This window comes from uncultured Nocardioides sp. (assembly GCF_947488025.1).
Lineage (GTDB): Bacteria > Actinomycetota > Actinomycetes > Propionibacteriales > Nocardioidaceae > Nocardioides.
Window position 1 is genome coordinate 76,949 of the sequence record NZ_CANKYS010000009.1, and the last position, 18,965, is coordinate 95,913.

The 18,965-nt window shown below is 72.9% G+C and carries 13 protein-coding genes and 1 tRNA gene; 11 read left to right on the top strand and 3 right to left on the bottom strand.

Annotated elements, in window-relative coordinates:
• Positions 1-165: 165 nt before the first annotated feature.
• Positions 166-1,629: a fatty acid desaturase gene (locus tag Q1B24_RS15205; RefSeq protein ID WP_299930418.1), complete on the top strand. Its 1,464-nt coding sequence runs from the start codon at positions 166-168 to the stop codon at positions 1,627-1,629.
• 7 nt (positions 1,630-1,636) lie between these two features.
• Here the strand turns inward: Q1B24_RS15205 and Q1B24_RS15210 are convergent, their stop codons facing one another.
• From Q1B24_RS15210 to Q1B24_RS15220, 3 genes are all read right to left on the bottom strand, one after another.
• The gene (locus Q1B24_RS15210) at positions 1,637-3,412 is read right to left on the bottom strand and encodes a selenocysteine-specific translation elongation factor (protein WP_299930421.1); all 1,776 of its coding nucleotides are present in this window, start codon (positions 3,410-3,412) and stop codon (positions 1,637-1,639) included.
• On the bottom strand, positions 3,412-4,752 hold the full coding sequence (gene selA / locus Q1B24_RS15215) for an L-seryl-tRNA(Sec) selenium transferase (protein ID WP_299930424.1): 1,341 nt from the start codon (positions 4,750-4,752) through the stop codon (positions 3,412-3,414). The genes Q1B24_RS15210 and selA overlap by 1 nt, the downstream gene beginning before the upstream one ends.
• Positions 4,753-4,773: 21 nt before the next feature.
• A tRNA-Sec gene (locus Q1B24_RS15220) sits at positions 4,774-4,868 on the bottom strand.
• Between the two features lie 37 nt (positions 4,869-4,905).
• Between Q1B24_RS15220 and selD the strand changes: the two genes are divergently transcribed.
• The 10 genes from selD (at position 4,906) to Q1B24_RS15270 (ending at position 18,923) form a co-directional block, all read left to right on the top strand.
• Complete coding sequence (selD, locus tag Q1B24_RS15225; RefSeq protein ID WP_299930427.1) at positions 4,906-5,907, top strand: selenide, water dikinase SelD; 1,002 nt, start codon at positions 4,906-4,908, stop codon at positions 5,905-5,907.
• An 83-nt stretch (positions 5,908-5,990) separates the two neighbouring features.
• On the top strand, positions 5,991-9,353 hold the full coding sequence (gene fdh / locus Q1B24_RS15230) for a formate dehydrogenase (RefSeq protein WP_299930430.1): 3,363 nt from the start codon (positions 5,991-5,993) through the stop codon (positions 9,351-9,353).
• Positions 9,353-10,270 (top strand): 4Fe-4S dicluster domain-containing protein, encoded by a 918-nt coding sequence (locus Q1B24_RS15235; RefSeq protein WP_299930433.1) that lies wholly within the window; start codon positions 9,353-9,355, stop codon positions 10,268-10,270. Before fdh ends, Q1B24_RS15235 begins: the two co-directional genes overlap by 1 nt.
• The gene (gene nrfD / locus Q1B24_RS15240) at positions 10,267-11,322 is read left to right on the top strand and encodes an NrfD/PsrC family molybdoenzyme membrane anchor subunit (protein WP_299930436.1); all 1,056 of its coding nucleotides are present in this window, start codon (positions 10,267-10,269) and stop codon (positions 11,320-11,322) included. The genes Q1B24_RS15235 and nrfD overlap by 4 nt, the downstream gene beginning before the upstream one ends.
• A gap of 53 nt (positions 11,323-11,375) precedes the next feature.
• Positions 11,376-12,662, top strand: a complete 1,287-nt coding sequence (locus Q1B24_RS15245; protein ID WP_299930439.1) for an OFA family MFS transporter — start codon at positions 11,376-11,378, stop codon at positions 12,660-12,662.
• Between the two features lie 19 nt (positions 12,663-12,681).
• Positions 12,682-13,248 (top strand): TetR/AcrR family transcriptional regulator, encoded by a 567-nt coding sequence (locus Q1B24_RS15250; RefSeq protein WP_299930442.1) that lies wholly within the window; start codon positions 12,682-12,684, stop codon positions 13,246-13,248.
• Positions 13,249-13,316: 68 nt separating this feature from the next.
• Positions 13,317-14,705, top strand: a complete 1,389-nt coding sequence (locus Q1B24_RS15255) for an MFS transporter (protein WP_299930445.1) — start codon at positions 13,317-13,319, stop codon at positions 14,703-14,705.
• A 10-nt stretch (positions 14,706-14,715) separates the two neighbouring features.
• Positions 14,716-15,942, top strand: a complete 1,227-nt coding sequence (locus Q1B24_RS15260) for a M15 family metallopeptidase (protein WP_299930448.1) — start codon at positions 14,716-14,718, stop codon at positions 15,940-15,942.
• A gap of 23 nt (positions 15,943-15,965) precedes the next feature.
• Complete coding sequence (locus tag Q1B24_RS15265) at positions 15,966-16,943, top strand: NADPH:quinone oxidoreductase family protein (RefSeq protein WP_299930451.1); 978 nt, start codon at positions 15,966-15,968, stop codon at positions 16,941-16,943.
• Positions 16,944-16,979: 36 nt separating this feature from the next.
• On the top strand, positions 16,980-18,923 hold the full coding sequence (locus Q1B24_RS15270; RefSeq protein WP_299930454.1) for a M13-type metalloendopeptidase: 1,944 nt from the start codon (positions 16,980-16,982) through the stop codon (positions 18,921-18,923).
• Positions 18,924-18,965: the final 42 nt, after the last annotated feature.

Here is an 18,965-nt window from a genome sequence, read left to right on the forward strand (position 1 = left end):
TACGACGGTGTGACGGGGGCAACACCCGGCGAGACCGGCCGCGGCAGGGGCTGGTGGTCCTCGAGCTCGCGAGCCGGGTTCCCGCACTTTACACGCGACACCCTTTTGTCAACCTTCTTTACAGATCGTATGGTCCTGTAAACCCGATGGCAGGAGGTCAGGACGATGGCCGGCTACCCCACCCGACTCGCGCCCAGCGGCACGGTCCCCGAGGGCACGACCGAGATCTGGACCGACAGCAAGCGCTACCTGTGGCTGATCGGCCTGGTGGTGCCGAGCCTGGCGTTCGTCGCCTTCGGCGGCTACGTCGCGACCGGCTGGGGGGTCTGGTTCTGGGTCGGGCCGATCGTCATCCTCGGCATCGTCCCCGCGATCGACCTGGTCGCCGGGCTCGACCGCTCCAACCCGCCCGACGACGTCATCGAGGCGCTCGAGCAGGACCGCTACTACCGGTGGATCACCTACCTCTTCCTGCCCATCCAGTACGCCGGCTTCCTCGGCGCGATGGCCCTGGTCGCCGGATGGGACGCCTTCGGGTTGCTGGACGAGCCGCTGTCGACCCTCGACAAGGTCGGCCTGGCGATCTCGATCGGCTGCATCGGCGGCATCGGCATCAACACCGCCCACGAGCTCGGCCACAAGAAGGAGGCCAACGAGCGCTGGCTCTCCAAGATCGCGCTCGCCCAGGTCGGCTACGGCCACTTCTACATCGAGCACAACCGTGGCCACCACGTCCGCGTGGCCACGCCCGAGGACCCGGCCAGCGCGCGGCTCGGTGAGAGCTTCTACGCGTTCTGGCCGCGCACGGTCGGCGGGTCGCTGCGGTCGGCCTGGCGGCTGGAGAAGCGGCGCCTCGCGCGGCGCAAGCAGTCGCCGTGGCGCCTCGACAACGACGTGCTCAACGCCTGGTTGATGACGCTCGTGCTCTGGGCAGGGGTGCTGGTCGCGTTCGGGCCCGAGGTGCTGCCGTACCTCCTCGTCCAGGCGGTCGTCGGCTTCTCGCTGCTCGAGGTCGTCAACTACATGGAGCACTACGGGATGCTGCGGCAGAAGGTCGGGGAGGGCGACCGCCGGCGCTACGAGCGGGTGCTGCCCAGCCACAGCTGGAACTCCAACAACATCGCGACCAACGTGCTGCTCTACCACCTGCAGCGCCACAGCGACCACCACGCCAACCCGACCCGGCGCTACCAGACGCTGCGGGACTTCGAGGAGAGCCCGGTGCTGCCGACCGGCTACGCCGGGATGATCGTGCTGGCCGCCGTGCCCGCGGTCTGGCGGCGGGTGATGGACCAGCGGGTCGTCGACCACTTCGGCGGCGACGTGTCCCTGGCCAACATCAGCCCGCGCAAGCGGCAGACCTACCTCGAGCGCTACCCCGCCCCGGGTCGAGTGCGCGGCTCTGGGGCGACTGCTACCGCGAGCGCACTCGACCCCGGGGCCGAGGTGCTCGCGGCCCGGTGCCCGAGCTGCGAGTACGTCTACGAGGTCGCGGCCGGTGACGAGCACGAGGGCTTCGCCGCCGGTACGGCCTGGGCGGACGTCCCGGACGACTGGTGCTGCCCCGACTGCGGAGTGCGCGACAAGGTCGACTTCGTGCCCTGCGCGCCCGAGCGCGCGGCGGGCTGAGTCGGCCTCAGCGCACGACCTCGCGCCGGTCGTCGGGGAGGCGGCGGGTGAGCCCGGCCCGGTCGAGCCGGTCGAGCAGCGGGAGCACGACGCGGCGCGAGGTGGCGAGGTCCTGCCGGGCGGCGCTGGTGGTGAAGGGCTGCTCGAGACGGGCGAGGCGGTCGGCGGCGTCGCGGTCGGCGCCGGGCAGCAGGACGAGACCCGGGGCGATGCGCCACAGCAGCCCGGCGCGTTCGGCGGCGCCCAGGGCGCGCTCGTCGAGACCGAGCTCGCGCAGCCGGTCGGCGGTGGGGGCGGCGAAGGGCGCGGCCGCCAGCTCGCGGCGTACGACGTCGACGGCGGCGGACACCTCCGTCGGGAGCCCCGACCCGGGTGCCCGTACCCGTCCACCCACGACCACCAGTGGCGGCCGCACCAGCGGCCCGACGAGGTCCGGGTCGGGCAGCCGCAGCCGGTCGGCCAGCACGGTCAACGGCACGTCGGGGTCGAGCGGGTGGGAGCGCGCGTGCTCCTCGACGAGGGGCGGCAGCCGGTCGGCGAGGGCGACGGCGAAACCGCGGCTGACCAGCCACGGGCCTGCCTCGAGGTGGTCGCCGGGCGCGACGGGCACGCCGATGCGACGCAACCGGTCGCGGTGGGCGAGACCGCGTCGGGCGAGCTCGTCGGCGAGGCGGGGGGTGCCGTCGGCGCGCGCGAGCTGGGCCGCCCGCCGGCCCGCGGCACCGCGCCGACGCAGCCGCGGGGGGTCGGGGTCGAGGACGTCGACCCGCCACAGCCGGCGGTCGCCCGGGTCACGGAGCAGCATCCGGTCGCCCACCCGCAGCGGCAGGGCGCGCTCCAGCGTCAGCCGGGAGACGCCGCTGCCCGGGTCGCCGAGCGGACGGTGGCGCACGGCGACGTCGGCGGCACCGACGTGCAGCTGTGGCGCCAGCGGCGGATGGAGGGGAGGGCCGGCGCCTGGCCCCGGCCGCAGGCGTACGTCGACCACCTCGGTGTGGTGCCACGCCGCAGGGGTGGTCAGTGCCGTCCCGCGGGTGATGCCATCGACGTCGCCGGTGAGGTTGAGCGCCACCCGGGCGGTGCCGGCCACGGCGTCGGCGTCGCGGCCCAGGGCCTGCAGCCCGCGGACCCGCACCAGCCGCTCGCCGTCGGCGAGGGTGTCGCCGACCCGCACCGTGCCGGCGGGCAGGGTGGCGGTGACCACGGTTCCCGCTCCCCGCACGGTGAAGCGGCGGTCCACCCAGAGGCGTACGTCGACGTCCGCGGGAGGTGCCGGGAGCGCGGCGAGCATCGTGGTGAGGGCCGTCCGGAGGTCGTCGAGCCCGGCGCCGGTGCGCGCGCTGACCGCGACGACGGGTGCACCGGCCAGGCTGGTGCGCGACACCTCGGCCGCCGCCCGGGCCATCGCGGGTGCCGGGTCGGCGAGGTCGCTGCGGGTGACCGCGACGACCCCGTGGCCCACGCCGAGCGCGTCGAGGGCGGCGAGGTGCTCGGCCGCCTGCGGCATCCACGGGTCGTCGGCGGCGACGACCAGCAGGGCCGCCGGGACGGGCCCGATGCCGGCGAGCATCGTGGTGAGGAACCGCTCGTGGCCGGGCACGTCGACGAACGCCACGTCGCCCACGTCGCCCCCGTCCGGCCACGAGGTCCACGCGTAGCCGAGCTCGATCGTCAGCCCGCGTCGCCGCTCCTCCGCGAGCCGGTCGGGATCGGTGCCGGTGAGCGCGCGCACCAGGGTGGACTTGCCGTGGTCGACGTGGCCCGCGGTCGCGACGACGTGCATCAGGCGCTGCCCGCCCCCGCGGCACGGCGTACGACCTCGGCGAGCGCGGCGTCCTCGGCCGGGTCGACGGCCAGGAGGTCGAGCAGCAGCCGCCCGCGCACGGTGCGGCCCAGCACGGGCGGCTCACCCGCGCGCAGCGGCGCGGCGAGGTGCTCGGGCAGCGCGATCGCCGCACTGGGCACCTCGACGCCCGGCGCCCCACCGCCGCCGACCGCTCCGGCGGAGTCCACGACCTCGGCACCCAGCGACGCCACCAGCTCGGCCGGCCACGCCCCGACGATCGCCCGCGCCCGCACCCGGAGGTCGTCGACGGACCGCCCGAGCGCGGCACGCACCGGCGGCACGGGGCCGACGAGGGTCGCCTCGAGGGCGGCGAGGGTGAGCTTGTCGACGCGCAGGGCACGCGCGAACGGGTCGCGCCGCAGCCGCTCGACCAGCTCGGCCCCACCGAGCAGCAGACCCGCCTGCGGGCCGCCGAGCAGCTTGTCGCCGGAGGCGGTGACGAGGTCGGCGCCGGCGCGCAGGGCGGACGCGGCGTCGGGCTCGTGGGGCAGCCGCGGGTGGGCCTCGAGCAGCCCGGAGCCGATGTCGACCACGAGCGGGACCCGCCGGCCCGCGTGCTCGAGCCCGGCGAGGTCGCGGGCGGGCACCGAGGAGGTGAAGCCGGTGACGGCGAAGTTGGAGGGATGCACCTTGAGGACGAAGGCGGTCGAGTCGTCCAGCGCGGAGGCGTAGTCGGCGAGGTGCACCCGGTTGGTGGTGCCGACCTCGCGCAGCCGGGCGCCGACCGACTCCATCAGCTCGGGGATGCGGAAGCCGTCACCGATCTCGACGAGCTCGCCCCGGGCGATGACAACGGTGTCGCGCCCGTCGTCGCCGCGCGCCAGCACCCGCGTGACCAGGGCGAGCGCGGCCGCGCCGTTGTTGACCACGTGGACCCCGCCCGCGTCGGGAACGGCCGAGGCGAGCGCCTCCAGCGCACCCCGGCCGCGTCGTCCGCGCTGCCCGGTCGCGAGGTCGAGCTCGACGTCGGTGGCACCGGCCGCCGTGCGTACGGCCTCGACAGCGGCACCCGACAGGGGCGCGCGGCCGAGGTTGGTGTGGACCACCACGCCGGTCGCGTTGACCACCCGCCGCAGCGTCGTGGCCGACACCGGCAGGGCGGCCACGGCGACGTCGGCCACCTCGTCCGGAGCGACCTCACCGGCCCGGCACCGCTCCTGCGCCCGGACGACGGCCTGCTTGACCAGGGTCGGGCCCAGCCGCGTCGCCGCGGACCGCAGCCGCTCGTCGGCCAGGACCTGGTCGGTGCGCGGGACGGCCCGTCTCGGATCCGTCACGCGCCCTCCTGCTCCCACGTCTGGCGGAGGCGGACGGGAATCGAACCCGCCCGACCCAGCTGCTGGGTCGCAACGGTTTTGAGGACCGCGTCCGTCACCAGACGAGAACCGCCTCCGCCCGCACACTATCCACCCGCGCCCTAGGTTGGACCCATGACGTCACCCCTCCGGCTGACCCAGTACGCCGCCGGCGGCGGGTGCGCGTGCAAGGTGCCGCCCGGCGAGCTGGAGCGCGTGCTCAGCGGCCTCGGCCGGGGCAGGGAGTCGGGCGACCTGCTGGTCGGTCTCGACCACGGCGACGACGCGGCCGCCGTACGCATCGACGACGCGCCCGACGGCACCGGCCGGGCCGTCATCGCCACCGCCGACTTCTTCACCCCGGTGGTCGACGACGCCTACACGTTCGGGCGCATCGCCGCGACCAACGCGATGTCGGACGTGTGGGCGATGGGCGGCACGCCGGTGGTCGCGGTCAACCTGCTCGGCTGGCCGCGCGACCGGATCCCCTTCGACGTGGCGGCGGAGGTGCTGCGCGGCGGCGACGACGCGTGCACCGAGGCTGGCGCCTTCCTCGCCGGCGGGCACAGCATCGACGACCCGGAGCCGAAGTACGGCCTCGCGGTCACCGGCATGGCCGACCCCGCCGCGCTGCTGCGCAACGACGCGGCGCGGCCCGGGATGCCGCTGACGCTGACCAAGCCGCTCGGCCTCGGCGTGCTCAACAACCGCCACAAGGCGACGGGCGAGTGGTTCGAGGAGGCGGTCGCGGTGATGACCGCGCTCAACCGCGACGCCAGCCGCGCGGCCGTCGACGCCGGCGTCCGTGCGGCCACCGACGTCACCGGCTTCGGCCTGCTCGGCCACCTCATGAAGATGATGCGCGCGAGCGGCACGACCGCGGTCGTCGACGCGGCGGCGGTGCCGTACGTCGACGGAGCGCGGCAGTCGCTCGCCGACGGCTTCGTGCCCGGCGGCAGCCGGCGCAACCTCGACTGGGTACGGCCCCACCTGGCGTCCGACCTCGACGAGGACGAGCTGGTCCTGCTCGCCGACGCCCAGACCTCGGGCGGCCTCCTGGTGGTCGGCGAGCTGCCCGGGCACCCCGTCGTCGGCGAGGTGGTCGCGGCGGGGGAGCACGCACTCGTCGTCCGCTGACGCGCCCACCCCTCGGGTGGTGGACGACGTCGTACGCCGATCCGTAGGGTCGTGGCTCCACACGTGCTCGGAGGGTGAGGTCCATGGCGGAGTCGAGGTCGCTCCTCCCCTGGCCCGTGCTCCGGCAGCTGACGAGCGGTGACCTCCTCGGACGCGGCAAGGCCGTGCGCTCGCGCCGCACCGACGAGGTCGAGCCACGGACCAGCACCGCCGACCGGGTCGCACGGAGCGTGTGCCCCTACTGCGCCGTCGGGTGCGGGCAGAAGATCTTCGTCAAGGACGAGAAGATCGTGCAGATCGAGGGCGACCCCGACAGCCCGGTCAACCGCGGCCGGCTGTGCCCCAAGGGCTCGGCCAGCAAGAACCTCGTGACGAGCTCGCTGCGCGAGACCACGATCAAGTACCGCCGCCCCCACGGCACCGAGTGGGAGGACCTCGACCTCACCACCGCGATGGAGATGGTGGCCGACCGGGTCGTGAAGTCGCGCCGCGACGCGTGGCAGGAGCTCGACGAGAAGGACCGTCGCGTGCGGCGAACGATGGGCATCGCGAGCCTCGGCGGCGCGACGCTCGACAACGAGGAGAACTACCTCATCAAGAAGCTCTTCACCGCGATGGGCGCCATCCAGATCGAGAACCAGGCGCGTATTTGACACTCCGCCACCGTCCCCGGTCTGGGGACCAGCTTCGGGCGCGGCGGCGCCACCGGCTTCACGGCTGACCTGGCCAACGCGGACTGCATCATCATCCAGGGCTCCAACATGGCCGAGGCGCACCCCGTGGGCTTCCAGTGGGTCGTCGAGGCGCAGAACCGCGGCGCCAAGGTGATCCACGTCGACCCGCGCTTCACCCGCACCAGCGCGGTGGCGGACAAGCACGTCCCGATCCGCGTCGGCAGCGACATCGCCTTCCTCGGCGGGATCATCAGCTACGTCCTCGAGAACGGCCTCGACTTCCGCGACTACGTCGTCAACTACACCAACGCCGCGACGATCGTCAGCGACCGCTTCGAGGACACCGACGACCTCGACGGGCTCTTCAGCGGCTTCGACCCCGACAAGCGCACCTACGACCCCACCAGCTGGCAGTACGACGTCGAGGACGAACCGGGCCAGCAGAGCGCGGCCCAGGCCGACGACTCCGAGGAGACCCAGGAGCAGCGCGACTCCGCAGCCGGCATGCAGCACGAGGCCCACGGCATGCAGGTCGAGGGGAAGCCGCGGCGCGACGAGACGCTCCAGCACCCCCGGTGCGTCTACCAGGTGCTCCGGCGCCACTTCGCGCGCTACACCCCCGAGGTGGTCGAGCAGACCTGCGGCGTCAGCCAGGCCGACTTCCTCGAGGTCTGCCGGGCGTGGACGGAGAACTCCGGACGCGAGCGCACGACGGCGCTGGTCTACAGCGTCGGCTGGACGCAGCACAGCGTCGGCGTGCAGTACATCCGCACCGGCGCGATCCTCCAGCTGCTGCTCGGCAACATGGGCCGTCCCGGCGGCGGCATCATGGCGCTGCGCGGCCACGCCAGCATCCAGGGGTCGACCGACATCCCCACCCTCTTCAACATCCTCCCGGGCTACCTGCCCATGCCCAACCCCGACCAGCACGCGACGCTCGGCGACTACGTCGACAGCATCCGCAACCCGGGCAGCAAGGGCTTCTGGTCCAAGGCCGACGCCTACACCGTCAGCCTCCTCAAGGCCTACTGGGGCGAGGCGGCGACGCCGGACAACGACTTCTGCTTCGACTACCTGCCCAAGATCACCGGCGACCACGGCACCTACCGCACGGTGCTCGACATGATCGACGGCAAGGTCTCCGGCTACTTCCTCCTCGGCCAGAACCCCGCCGTCGGCTCGGCCCACGGCCGGGCACAGCGGCTCGGCATGGCCAACCTCGACTGGCTCGTGGTGCGCGACCTCTTCGAGATCGAGAGCGCGTCGTTCTGGAAGGACGCGCCCGAGGTCGCGACGGGCGAGATCGTGCCGGAGGAGTGCGCCACGGAGGTCTTCCTCTTCCCGGCCGCCTCCTACGCCGAGAAGGAGGGCACCTTCACCCAGACCCAGCGGATGCTGCAGTGGCGCGAGAAGGCGGTCGACCCGCCGGGCGACTGCCGCTCGGAGCTGTGGTTCTTCTACCACCTCGGCCGGATGGTCCGTGAGCGTCTGGCCGACTCGACCGACGACCGCGACCGACCGCTGCTCGACCTGGCGTGGGACTACCCCGTCCACGACGAGGGCGCCCTCGGCTCCGAGGGCGCGCAGGCGTGGGGCGAGCCCAGCGCCGAGGCGGTGCTGAAGGAGATCAACGGCTACGACGTCGCGACCGGGCGGCCGCTGTCGAGCTTCGTGGAGATGAAGGCCGACGGCTCCACCGCCGGCGGTTGCTGGATCTACACCGGGGTGTTCGCCGACGGCGTCAACCAGGCCAACCGTCGCAAGTCCCGCCACGACCAGTCGTTCGTGGCACCCGAGTGGGGCTGGGCCTGGCCGATGAACCGCCGCATCCTCTACAACCGCGCGTCCGCCGACCCCGACGGCAAGCCGTGGAGCGAGCGCAAGGCCTACGTCTGGTGGGACGAGGAGCAGCAGCAGTGGGTCGGCGACGACGTACCCGACTTCGAGAAGACCAAGCCGCCGTCCTACCGGGCGCCCGAGGGCTCGGACGGCATCGAGGCCATCGAGGGGATCGACCCGTTCATCATGCAGGGCGACGGGAAGGGCGCGCTCTACGTGCCGCAGGGCCTCATCGACGGCCCGATGCCCACGCACTACGAGCCGGTCGAGTCGCCGTTCCGCAACCCGCTCTACGGCCAGCAGGCCAACCCGACGCGCATGGACTACCGCCGCGACGACAACCCGATGAACCCGGCGCCGCCGGAGGAGCACAGCGACGTGTTCCCGTTCGTCTTCACCACGAGCCGGCTGACCGAGCACCACACCGCCGGCGGCATGAGCCGCTACCTCGAGCACCTCGCCGAGCTGCAGCCGGAGATGTTCGTCGAGGTGTCCCCGACGCTGGCGCGCGAGCGGGGCCTCGAGCACATGGGCTGGTGCCACGTCGTGACCGCCCGGTCGGCGGTCGAGGGCCGGGTGCTGGTCACCGAGCGGCTGCGGCCGCTGCGGGTCGAGGGCCGGACGGTCCACCAGGTCTGGATGCCCTACCACTGGGGCGGTGGCGGCCTGGTCACCGGCGACTCGGCCAACGACCTGTTCGGCATCACCCTCGACCCCAACGTGCTGATCCAGGAGAGCAAGGTCGGCACCTGCGACGTACGTCCCGGGCGGCGGCCGACGGGTCCCGCACTGCGGGAGCTGGTGGCCGACTACGGCCGGCGGGCCGGGATCGGCGACCAGCTGCCCGCCCGGATCGTCACCGCGTCGGCGGACGCCCAGGCCCGCTCCCTCGCGGCCGCCGAGACCAGCGACGACGACCAGGAAGGTCAGTGATGGGCCCCAACAGCCTCTTCGGACCGCTCGACCCGGCATCCGACGCCGGCTACACCGACGCCCCGAAGCGCAAGGGCTTCTTCACCGACACCAGCGTCTGCATCGGCTGCAAGGCCTGCGAGGTGGCGTGCAAGGAGTGGAACGACGTCCCGGAGAACGCCTTCGAGATGCTCGGCACGTCCTACGACAACAGCCACTCGCTCAACGCCAACCAGTGGCGCCACGTCGCCTTCATCGAGAAGCCCGCCGCCAAGCCCTCCGCGCCTTCGGTCGACCTCGGCATGCCCGCGGTCGGCGCGCCGGTGAGCGACGTGCCCCAGGACGAGAAGCCCGACTTCCAGTGGCTGATGTCGTCCGACGTGTGCAAGCACTGCACCCATGCCGCCTGCCTCGACGTGTGCCCCACCGGCTCGCTCTTCCGCAGCGAGTTCGGCACGGTCGTGGTGCAGGACGACATCTGCAACGGCTGCGGCTACTGCGTCGCCGCCTGCCCCTACGGCGTCATCGACCGCCGCCGCGGCCCCGAGGGCGACCCCAAGGTGGGCATCGCCCAGAAGTGCACCCTCTGCTACGACCGCCTGACCGACGGCCAGCGCCCGGCCTGCGCCGCGGCGTGCCCGACGGAGTCCATCCAGTACGGCGACGTCGACGAGCTGCGCGAGCGCGCCACCGCCCGGGTGGAGCTGCTCCACGAGCGAGGCGTGATGGACGCCCGGCTCTACGGCAACGACCCCGATGACGGCGTGGGCGGCACCGGCGCGATGTTCCTGCTGCTCGACGAGCCCGAGGTCTACGGCCTGCCGCCCGACCCGGTCGTGACCACCAAGGACCTCCCGCGGATGTTCACCCGGGCCGGGATGGCCGGCACGGCGCTGCTCATCGGCGCAGCGCTCTCGTTCGTGCGGAGGCGGCCGTGAGCCCCGCCCCGGACGCCTCCACCCACGGAGACGGGTCCGGCACGCAGGTCCGCCACGGCGGCAGCCCCGGCCGCTCGCGGGGCAGGTCACGCGGCGGCGACCGGGTGATGGTGCCCGACGCCGACTTCACGTCCTACTACGGCCGCCCGATCGTCAAGGCCGCGCCGTGGGAGCACGACATCGCCTACTACCTCTTCACCGGTGGCGTCGCAGCCGGCTCCTCGCTCCTCGCCGGCGGTGCGGACCTGACCGACCGGCCCGGGCTGCGACGCGCAGGACGGATCGGCTCCTTGGTCGGGCTGCTCCTCAGCATCGTGGCCCTGGTCCACGACCTCGGCAAGCCGAGCCGCTTCCTCAACATGCTGCGCGTGGTCAAGCTGACCTCGCCGATGTCGGTCGGCACGTGGATCCTGTCGTTGCACGGGCCGTTCGCGGGCCTGGCCTCGGCCGCTGAGCTGGTCGGCATGTTGCCCACCCGCTGGCAGCGCGGGCCGGTGCGCCTGCTGCTGCGGCTGGGACGCCCGGCCGGGTTGGTGGGGGCCGTGACCGCCCCGCCCGTGGCGGCGTACACCGCCGTGCTGCTCGCCGACACCGCCACCCCGGCGTGGCACGCGGCCCACGAGGAGCTCCCCTTCGTCTTCTGCGGCTCCGCCGCCGCGGCCTCCGGCGGCTGGGCGATGGTCACCGCCCCGATCGCCGAGGCCGGACCGGCCCGCACCTTCGCCGTCGGCGGCGCCGCCGTCGAGCTGGTGATGGCCCACCGCATGGAGACGTCGATGGGCCTCGCGGCCGAGACCCTCCACACCGGCACCGCCGGCAGGTGGATGCGGGCCAGCAAGGTGCTCACCGCGACCGGCGCCGCCGGCGCCCTCCTCGGCGGACGCAGCCGGGTGCTCTCGGTCGTCTCGGGCACGGCCCTGATGGCCGGGTCGTTCTGCACCCGCATGGGTGTCTACGAGGCCGGGATGGCCTCGGCGAGGGACCCGAAGTACACCGTGGTGCCGCAGCGCGAGCGCGTCGAGCGCGGCGAGCAGGTACGCCACCAGGGGTGAGCCACAGGTCACCTCGGGCCGTCGGACGGCCGGACCGTACGAAGGAGACAGGCATGGAACGGACATCCACACGCGCTCGTGACGACGCCGCGCGGGACGGCTCCACCCCGGGCGGCTTCCGCTGGCTGCTGGTCGCCGGCGCGCTGCTCCTGCAGTTCTCGATCGGTGCCGTCTACGCCTGGTCGGTCTTCGGCGGCGCCCTGGAGGAGGCCGAGTCGTGGCAGCTCGGCAAGGTGCGCGCCTCGCTGCCCTTCACCGTGACGATCGGCATGATCTTCGTCGGCAGCTACGTCGGTGGCCGTGTGCAGGACGCCAGGGGCCCGCGCGTCGTGGCGCTCGCCGGTGGCGTCATCTACTCGGTCGGCATCCTGCTGGCCGGGCTGACCAACGGCGCCGAGGACTACTGGCTGCTCATCCTCGGCTACGGCGTGATCAGCGGCTTCGGCCTCGGCGTCGCCTACATCGTTCCCATCGCGATGCTGCAGAAGTGGTTCCCCGACAAGACCGGGCTCATCACCGGCCTCGCCGTCGGCGGCTTCGGGTTCGGCGCGGTGCTCACCTCGCCGGTGGCGCAGCTGCTCATCGACCGCGATCCGGAGGACCCCACGGGCGCCTTCGTGCCGCTCGGCCTGGCCTACCTGCTGATGTCGCTGGTGGGCGCCTCGATCTTCCGCAACCCGCCCGCGGACTACGTCGTACCCGGCGTCGAGGAGAGCGACGGCGCTGCCGACACCGGCGACACCGACTACACCCAGGCCGAGGCGCTGCGCACCCCGCAGTGGTACTTCCTCACCGCCATCCTCACCCTCAGCGTGAGCGCCGGGATCGCGCTGATCTCGCAGGCCAAGCTCAGCGCCACGGACATCGCCGGCGTCAGCGTCACCGGTGCCGCGACGCTGGTGGGCGTGCTGGCGATCTTCAACGGGGCCGGCCGCATCGTGTGGGCCGGCATCTCCGACCGCATCGGGCGGATGAGGACCTTCGCCACGATCCTGGCCCTGCAGGGCATCTGCCTGATCCTGCTCCCGCACGCCGGCAGCGTGCTGCTGTTCTCCGCGCTCGCCGCGGTCATCTACCTCTGCTACGGCGGCACGTTCGGCACGATGCCCGCCACCGCGGGCGACTTCTTCGGCGTCCGCAACGCCGGCGCGATCTACGGCCTCATGCTCATCGGCTGGAGCCTCGGCGGCGTCATCGGCCCGGTGCTCGCCTCCGCGCTCATCGGTGACGAGAAGGCCTACACGCTCGCCTACACGACCATCGGCGTCATCGCGCTGGCCTCCGTCGCGCTCACCTTCGTCACCAAGGTGCCCGCCGGCCGGGACGGCGCGCGCGACTGAAGCCTGCCAGAATCCCGTCATGGCCACGACCACGACCCGCGAGCGCATCGTCGCGGCGGCCGTGGAGATGACGACCTCGTCGGGCTGGGCCGCGGTCACGATGGCGCGCCTCGCCGACGCGGCCGGGGTGAGCCGCCAGACGGTCTACAACGAGGTCGGCTCCAAGCCGGTGCTCGCCGAGACGATGATCCTCGAGGAGCTCGCCCGCTTCCTGCAGGTCGTCGAGCAGGCCTTCGACGCCGAGCCCGACGACCTCACCCGGGCCATCGAGCGTGCCGTCACCGACGTGCTGACCTATGCCCGCGCCAACAAGCTGCTGCACGCCGTCGTCAGCGCGACCCACGGCGCCGACACCGAGCTGCTGCCGCTGCTGACGACCAACGCCGGCTCGCTGCTCGGTGCCGCCAAGGACGTCATCAGCGCCCGCGTGGCGCCGTACGCACCGGGCATCGACGTCGCCCACCTCGACCCGGCCATCGACATGGTCGTGCGCGTGGTGCTGAGCCACGTCATGCAGCCCTCGGGCTCGCCCGAGCAGACCGCCGCCGACATCGCCTGGCTCGCCGGTCAGGCCCTGCGCGGCTGAACGACGACGGGTGGCCGCCGCGGTTCTCCGGGAGGCCTGCGACCGGGTGGGCCACCTAGGGTGTGCGCGTGAGCGGAGTCGTCTGGGGTACGCCGACCGCGCGGGGGATCGTGGCCGCCGCGACCCTCGGCTCCGGGCTGACGCTGCTCGACGGCACGGTGGTCAACGTCGCGCTGCGGTCGATGGGCGCCGACCTCGACGCGTCGCTGGCGCAGCTGCAGTGGATCACCAACGGCTACTTCCTCTCCCTCGCCTCGCTCATCCTGATCGGCGGGTCGCTCGGGGACCGCCTCGGCCGCCGTCGGGTCTTCGTCATCGGCACCGTGTGGTTCGCGCTCGCGTCGCTGCTGTGCGGGCTCGCGCCGACCGCCGAGGTGCTGATCGCGGCGCGCGTGCTGCAGGGGATGGGCGGCGCGCTCCTCACACCGGGCAGCCTGGCGATGATCCAGGCGTCGTTCCGGGCCACGGACCGGGGTCGCGCGATCGGCGCCTGGTCGGGGCTGGGCGGCATCGCCGCAGCCGTCGGACCCCTGGTCGGCGGGCTCCTGATCGACTACGCCTCGTGGCGCTGGATCTTCTTCATCAACCTGCCCCTCGCCGCCCTGACGGTGTGGTTGGCGCAGCGCTGGGTGCCGGAGAGCCGCGATGAGCAGGCCAGTGGGCGCTTCGACGTCGCCGGGGCGACCCTCGCCGCGCTCGCCCTCGCCGGCATCACCTGGGCCCTCACCGACGCCGGTGGCACCGCGACGCCGTACGCCGTCGCCATCGGGGTCGTCGCCGCGGTCGGCTTCATCGTCGTCGAACGCCGGCTGCACGACCCGATGGTCCGGCTGGAGCTGTTCGCCGACCGCACGTTCAGCGCGGCCAACGGCATGACGCTGCTGGTCTACGCCGCCCTGGGGGCGATCCTGTTCTTCCTGGTGCTCCAGCTGCAGACGGTCGGCGGCTACTCCGCCCTCCAGGCCGGCCTCGCCACCTTGCCGATCACGGCCTGCATGCTGCTGCTCGCCTCCCGGGGCGGCGCCCTCGGCCAGCGGATCGGACCGCGGATCCCGATGACGGTCGGGCCGCTGGTGATGGCGGCCGGCGCCGTGTGGCTGCTCGTGGTGGGTGAAGACGTGACCTGGTGGCGCGACGTGCTGCCCGGGCTCACGGTCTTCGGCCTGGGCCTGGCGCTCATGGTGGCGCCGCTGACGTCGACCGTGCTCAACGCCGCCCCGGACGACAGTGCCGGCATCGCCAGCGGCATCAACAACGCGGTCGCGCGTGCCGGTTCCCTGCTCGCAGTCGCCGCGTTGCCCGCGGCGGTCGGCCTCGCCGGCGACGACTACCGCGACCCGGCGCTGTTCGATGCGGCGTACGGCACCGCGATGCTCGCGTGCGCCGCGCTGCTCGCCCTGGGCGGGCTGGTCTCGTGGATCACGATCCCGAGCGGTGTCCAGACACCGAGTGCCTAGGGTCGGGGGCGTGGGCGTACGACGACGGGCGGGCGCGGCGGCGACAGCCGTCCTCCTGACCGCGCTCGCCGCGTGCAGCGCGCCGGCCGCGCCGGAGGAGCCGGACCCCGCGCCGGCCACGACCGCCGAGCCGACGAAGCCGACCGAGCCGACGGGGCAGGCCTCGACGGCCCCCGTGGCCGACCCCGCCCACGCCGTCGACCCACCCGGCGAGCGCGACGGACGGCTGTGGAGCGCCGACATCCTCGTGCAGTGGGACAAGACCATCGACGACGAGCTGCTGAAGCAGGTCGAGCAGCTGGAGGGCGTGGCCCACACCGAGCGCATCGGGCTGGGCCAGGTGAGCCTCGAGAACCGGGTGCTCACCGTCGCCTCGGTCGACCCCGCCCGCTACCGCAACTTCACCCAGGCGCAGGTCGCCGACCTCCAGGAGGCGTGGGACCGCGTCGCCGGCGGCGAGCTGGCCATCGACCGTGCGGTCGCGCGACGGCTGGTCGACGACGAGGGGATGATCCGGCTCGGGGTCGAGGACGACGCGCCGGACCTCCACGTCGGGGCGTACACCCCGCAGGTCCCGACCATCGACATGGTGGTCAACACCGCGTGGGCCGAGGACATCGAGATGGCCACCGACAACGGCCTGCTGATCTCGACCGACGACATCACCCCCGCCACCATCCGCAAGCCGCTGGAGCGGCTCGTCGGCAAGGACGCCTCGGTGCAGATGCTCGACGTCGCCTCGCGGCTCGGCCTCGACCCCGACGCCAAGCTCACCGCCGTCCCCACCGGCGGCACGCTGGGCAGCGTCGTCGGCACCTTCCGCTACCGCGTGCTCGGCGGCGGCCGGATCGCCCCCGAGCCGGCCTGGGTGTCGGCCCACATCCGCACCGAGCAGGTGCCGATCCTCGGCAGCGTCACCTGCCACAAGGACCTCTTCCCGCAGCTGCGCGCCGCCCTGCTCGAGGTGCAGCAGCGCGGCCTGTCCGACGCGATCGACCCGGGTCAGTACGCCGGGTGCTACTACCCGCGCTTCATCGCTGACACGACGACGCTGTCCAACCACTCCTTCGGCCTGGCCCTCGACCTCAACACCGCAGGCAACCAGCGCGGCACCGTCGGCGAGATCGACCGCGACGTGGTGGCGATCTTCAAGACGTGGGGCTTCGCCTGGGGCGGCGACTGGCGCTGGACCGACCCGATGCACTTCGAGCTCGCCGAGGTGAAGCGGGTCGGCTGAGCCGCCGTCGCTAGGGTCGCCACATGCGCGCAGCCCAGGTCGTCACGCTCACCGGTCCCGCCGACGTCGAGGTGCGCGAGGTCGACCCGCCGACCCCGGGCCACGACGACGTCCTGGTCGAGGTGCACAGCGTCGGCGTCGCCTTCCCGGACCTGCTGCTGAGCCGGGGGGAGTACCAGTTCAAGCCGGAGCCGCCGTTCACCCTCGGCGTCGACTTCGCCGGCGTGGTCCTCGACCCGGGCTCGCCGGAGTCGAGCGGGTTCGCTGTCGGCCAGCGGGTCGCAGGCGTCAACCTCAGCGGCGGGGCGGCCGAGCAGGTCGCCAACCCGGCGATCTTCACCTTCGCGCTCCCCGACGCGATGTCGTACGACGAGGGGGCGGCGCTGCCCATGAACTACCTCACCGCCCTGTTCGCGCTCGAGGAGCGCGGGGGCCTGCGCGAGGGCGAGACGGTCCTCGTCCACGGCGCGGCCGGCGGGGTCGGCACCGCCACGCTGCAGGTCGCCAAGGGCCTCGGCGCCCGGACGATCGCCGTGGTGAGCACCCAGGAGAAGGCGGCGTTCGCGCGGGCGGCGGGGGCCGACGAGGCCGTGGTCGGCCCCGACTTCAAGGCCGCGGTCAAGGACCTCACCGGCGGCCGGGGCGTGGACGTCGTCCTCGACGTCGTCGGCGGCGACGCGTTCACCGACTCGTTGCGCTGCCTCGCGGAGCAGGGCCGCGTGCTCGTCGTCGGCTTCGCCGCCGGCCAGGGCATCCCCGAGGTCAAGGTCAACCGGCTCCTGCTGGGCAACACCGACGTCCGCGGCGTCGGCTGGGGGGCGTACGCCATGACCCGACCCGGCTACATGCAGCAGCAGTGGCACCGCCTCGTCCCGATGATCGAGTCGGGCGTCGTGAAGCCGCCGGTCGGCGCGACGTACGACCTGGCCGGCTTCGGGCAGGCACTCGTCGACATGGACGGGCGGCGCACCCTCGGCAAGTCGGTCGTGCGCGTGCGCTGATGCCGCCGCTGGGCCCCCGGCGTTAGGGTCGAGCGCGTGACGATCCTCGACGCCGCCCGCGACGGCATGAACCCCGACATCCGCCCGCAGGACGACCTCTTCGGCCACGTCAACGGCCGGTGGCTCGACGAGACGGAGATCCCGTCCGACAAGTCGAGCTGGGGCGCGTTCATCGCGCTCGCCGACGCTGCCGAGCAGCAGGTGCGCGACATCATCACCGAGCTCGCCGACCGGCCGGCGGACGGCCTCGACGAGGACGAGCGCAAGATCGGCGACCTCTACGCCTCCTTCATGGACACCGAGACCATCGCCGCCAAGGGCCTCAGCCCGGTCCAGGGCCTGCTCGACCAGGCCCACGGCATCGCCGACCTGACCGAGCTCGCCGCCTTCCTCGGCGCCTACGAGCGCATCGGCGGGCCCGGCCTCTTCGGCTCCTACATCACCCCCGACCGCGGCGACGCCTCGAAGAACATCGTCTACCTCGCGCAGGGCGGCCTCGGCCTGCCCGACGAGTCCTACTACCGCGAGGACAAGTTCGCCGAGATCAGGGAGAAGTACCTCGCCTACCTGACGACGCTGCTCACCCTCAGCGAGCACGACGACCCGGCCGGCGCGGCGGCGCGCGTGCTGGCGTACGAGACCCGCCTGGCCGAGGGCCACTGGGAGGCGGCCGAGACCCGCGACGTCCAGAAGACGACCAACCACAAGAGCCTCGAGGAGCTGCGCGAGCTCTGCCCGGCCTTCGACTGGATCACCTACGTCACCGGCCTCGGCGGCACCGAGGAGACGCTGCGGCGCTCGATCGTGATGCAGCCCGACTTCTTCTCCCACCTCTCCACCGTGCTGGAGGAGACGCCGATCGAGACCTGGCGCGACATCCTGCACGTGCGCATCGTCCGCAGCTCGGCCCCCTACCTGCCCGACCCGTTCGTCGAGGCCAACTTCGACTTCTACGGCCGCACCCTCAACGGCACGCCGGAGCTGCGGGCCCGGTGGAAGCGCGGCGTCGACTTCGTCGAGGGCGCGATCGGCGAGGCCGTCGGCAAGGTCTACGTCGAGCGCCACTTCCCGCCCACGTCGAAGCAGATGATGGACGAGCTGGTCGCCAACCTGGTCACGGCCTACCGCCGCTCCATCGAGGCGCTCGACTGGATGGGCGAGGACACCAAGCAGAAGGCCTACGACAAGCTCGACCGCTTCTACCCCAAGATCGGCTACCCGACGGAGTTCCGCGACTACTCCTCGCTCACCGTCTCCGCCGACGACCTGCTGGGCAACGTCGCGTCCGCGTCGGCGTTCGAGACCGACCGCCAGCTCGAGAAGGTCGGCCAGCCCGTCGACCGCGACGAGTGGCTGATGCTGCCCCAGACCGTCAACGCCTACTACCACCCCGGCACCAACGAGATCTGCTTCCCGGCCGCCATCCTGCAGCCGCCCTTCTTCAGCCCCGACGCCGACGACGCCGAGAACTACGGCGGCATCGGCGCGGTCATCGGCCACGAGATCGGCCACGGCTTCGACGACCAGGGCGCCCAGTACGACGGCGACGGCAACCTGCACGACTGGTGGACCACCGACGACAAGTCGGCCTTCGAGGCCAAGTCGCAGGCGCTCATCAGCCAGTACGACGCCTTCGAGCCGCGCAACCTGCCGGGCGAGCACGTCAACGGCAGCCTCACCGTCGGCGAGAACATCGGCGACCTCGGCGGCCTGACCATCGCCCACAAGGCGTACGTCATCAGCCGCGGCGGCGAGGCCTCCGTCGAGGACCGGCGCACGCTGTTCCTCAACTGGAGCCACGTGTGGCGCACCAAGCGCCGCAAGGAGCAGGAGCTGCAGTACCTCACGATCGACCCGCACAGCCCCGCCGAGTTCCGCGCCAACATCGTGCGCAACCTCGACGAGTTCCACGAGGTCTTCGAGACGCAGCCGGGCGACGGCCTGTGGCTCGAGCCCGAGGGTCGGGTGCGCATCTGGTGACCGGCGCGAACTAGGGCCCTTCGACCCATCCCGCGGGACGCG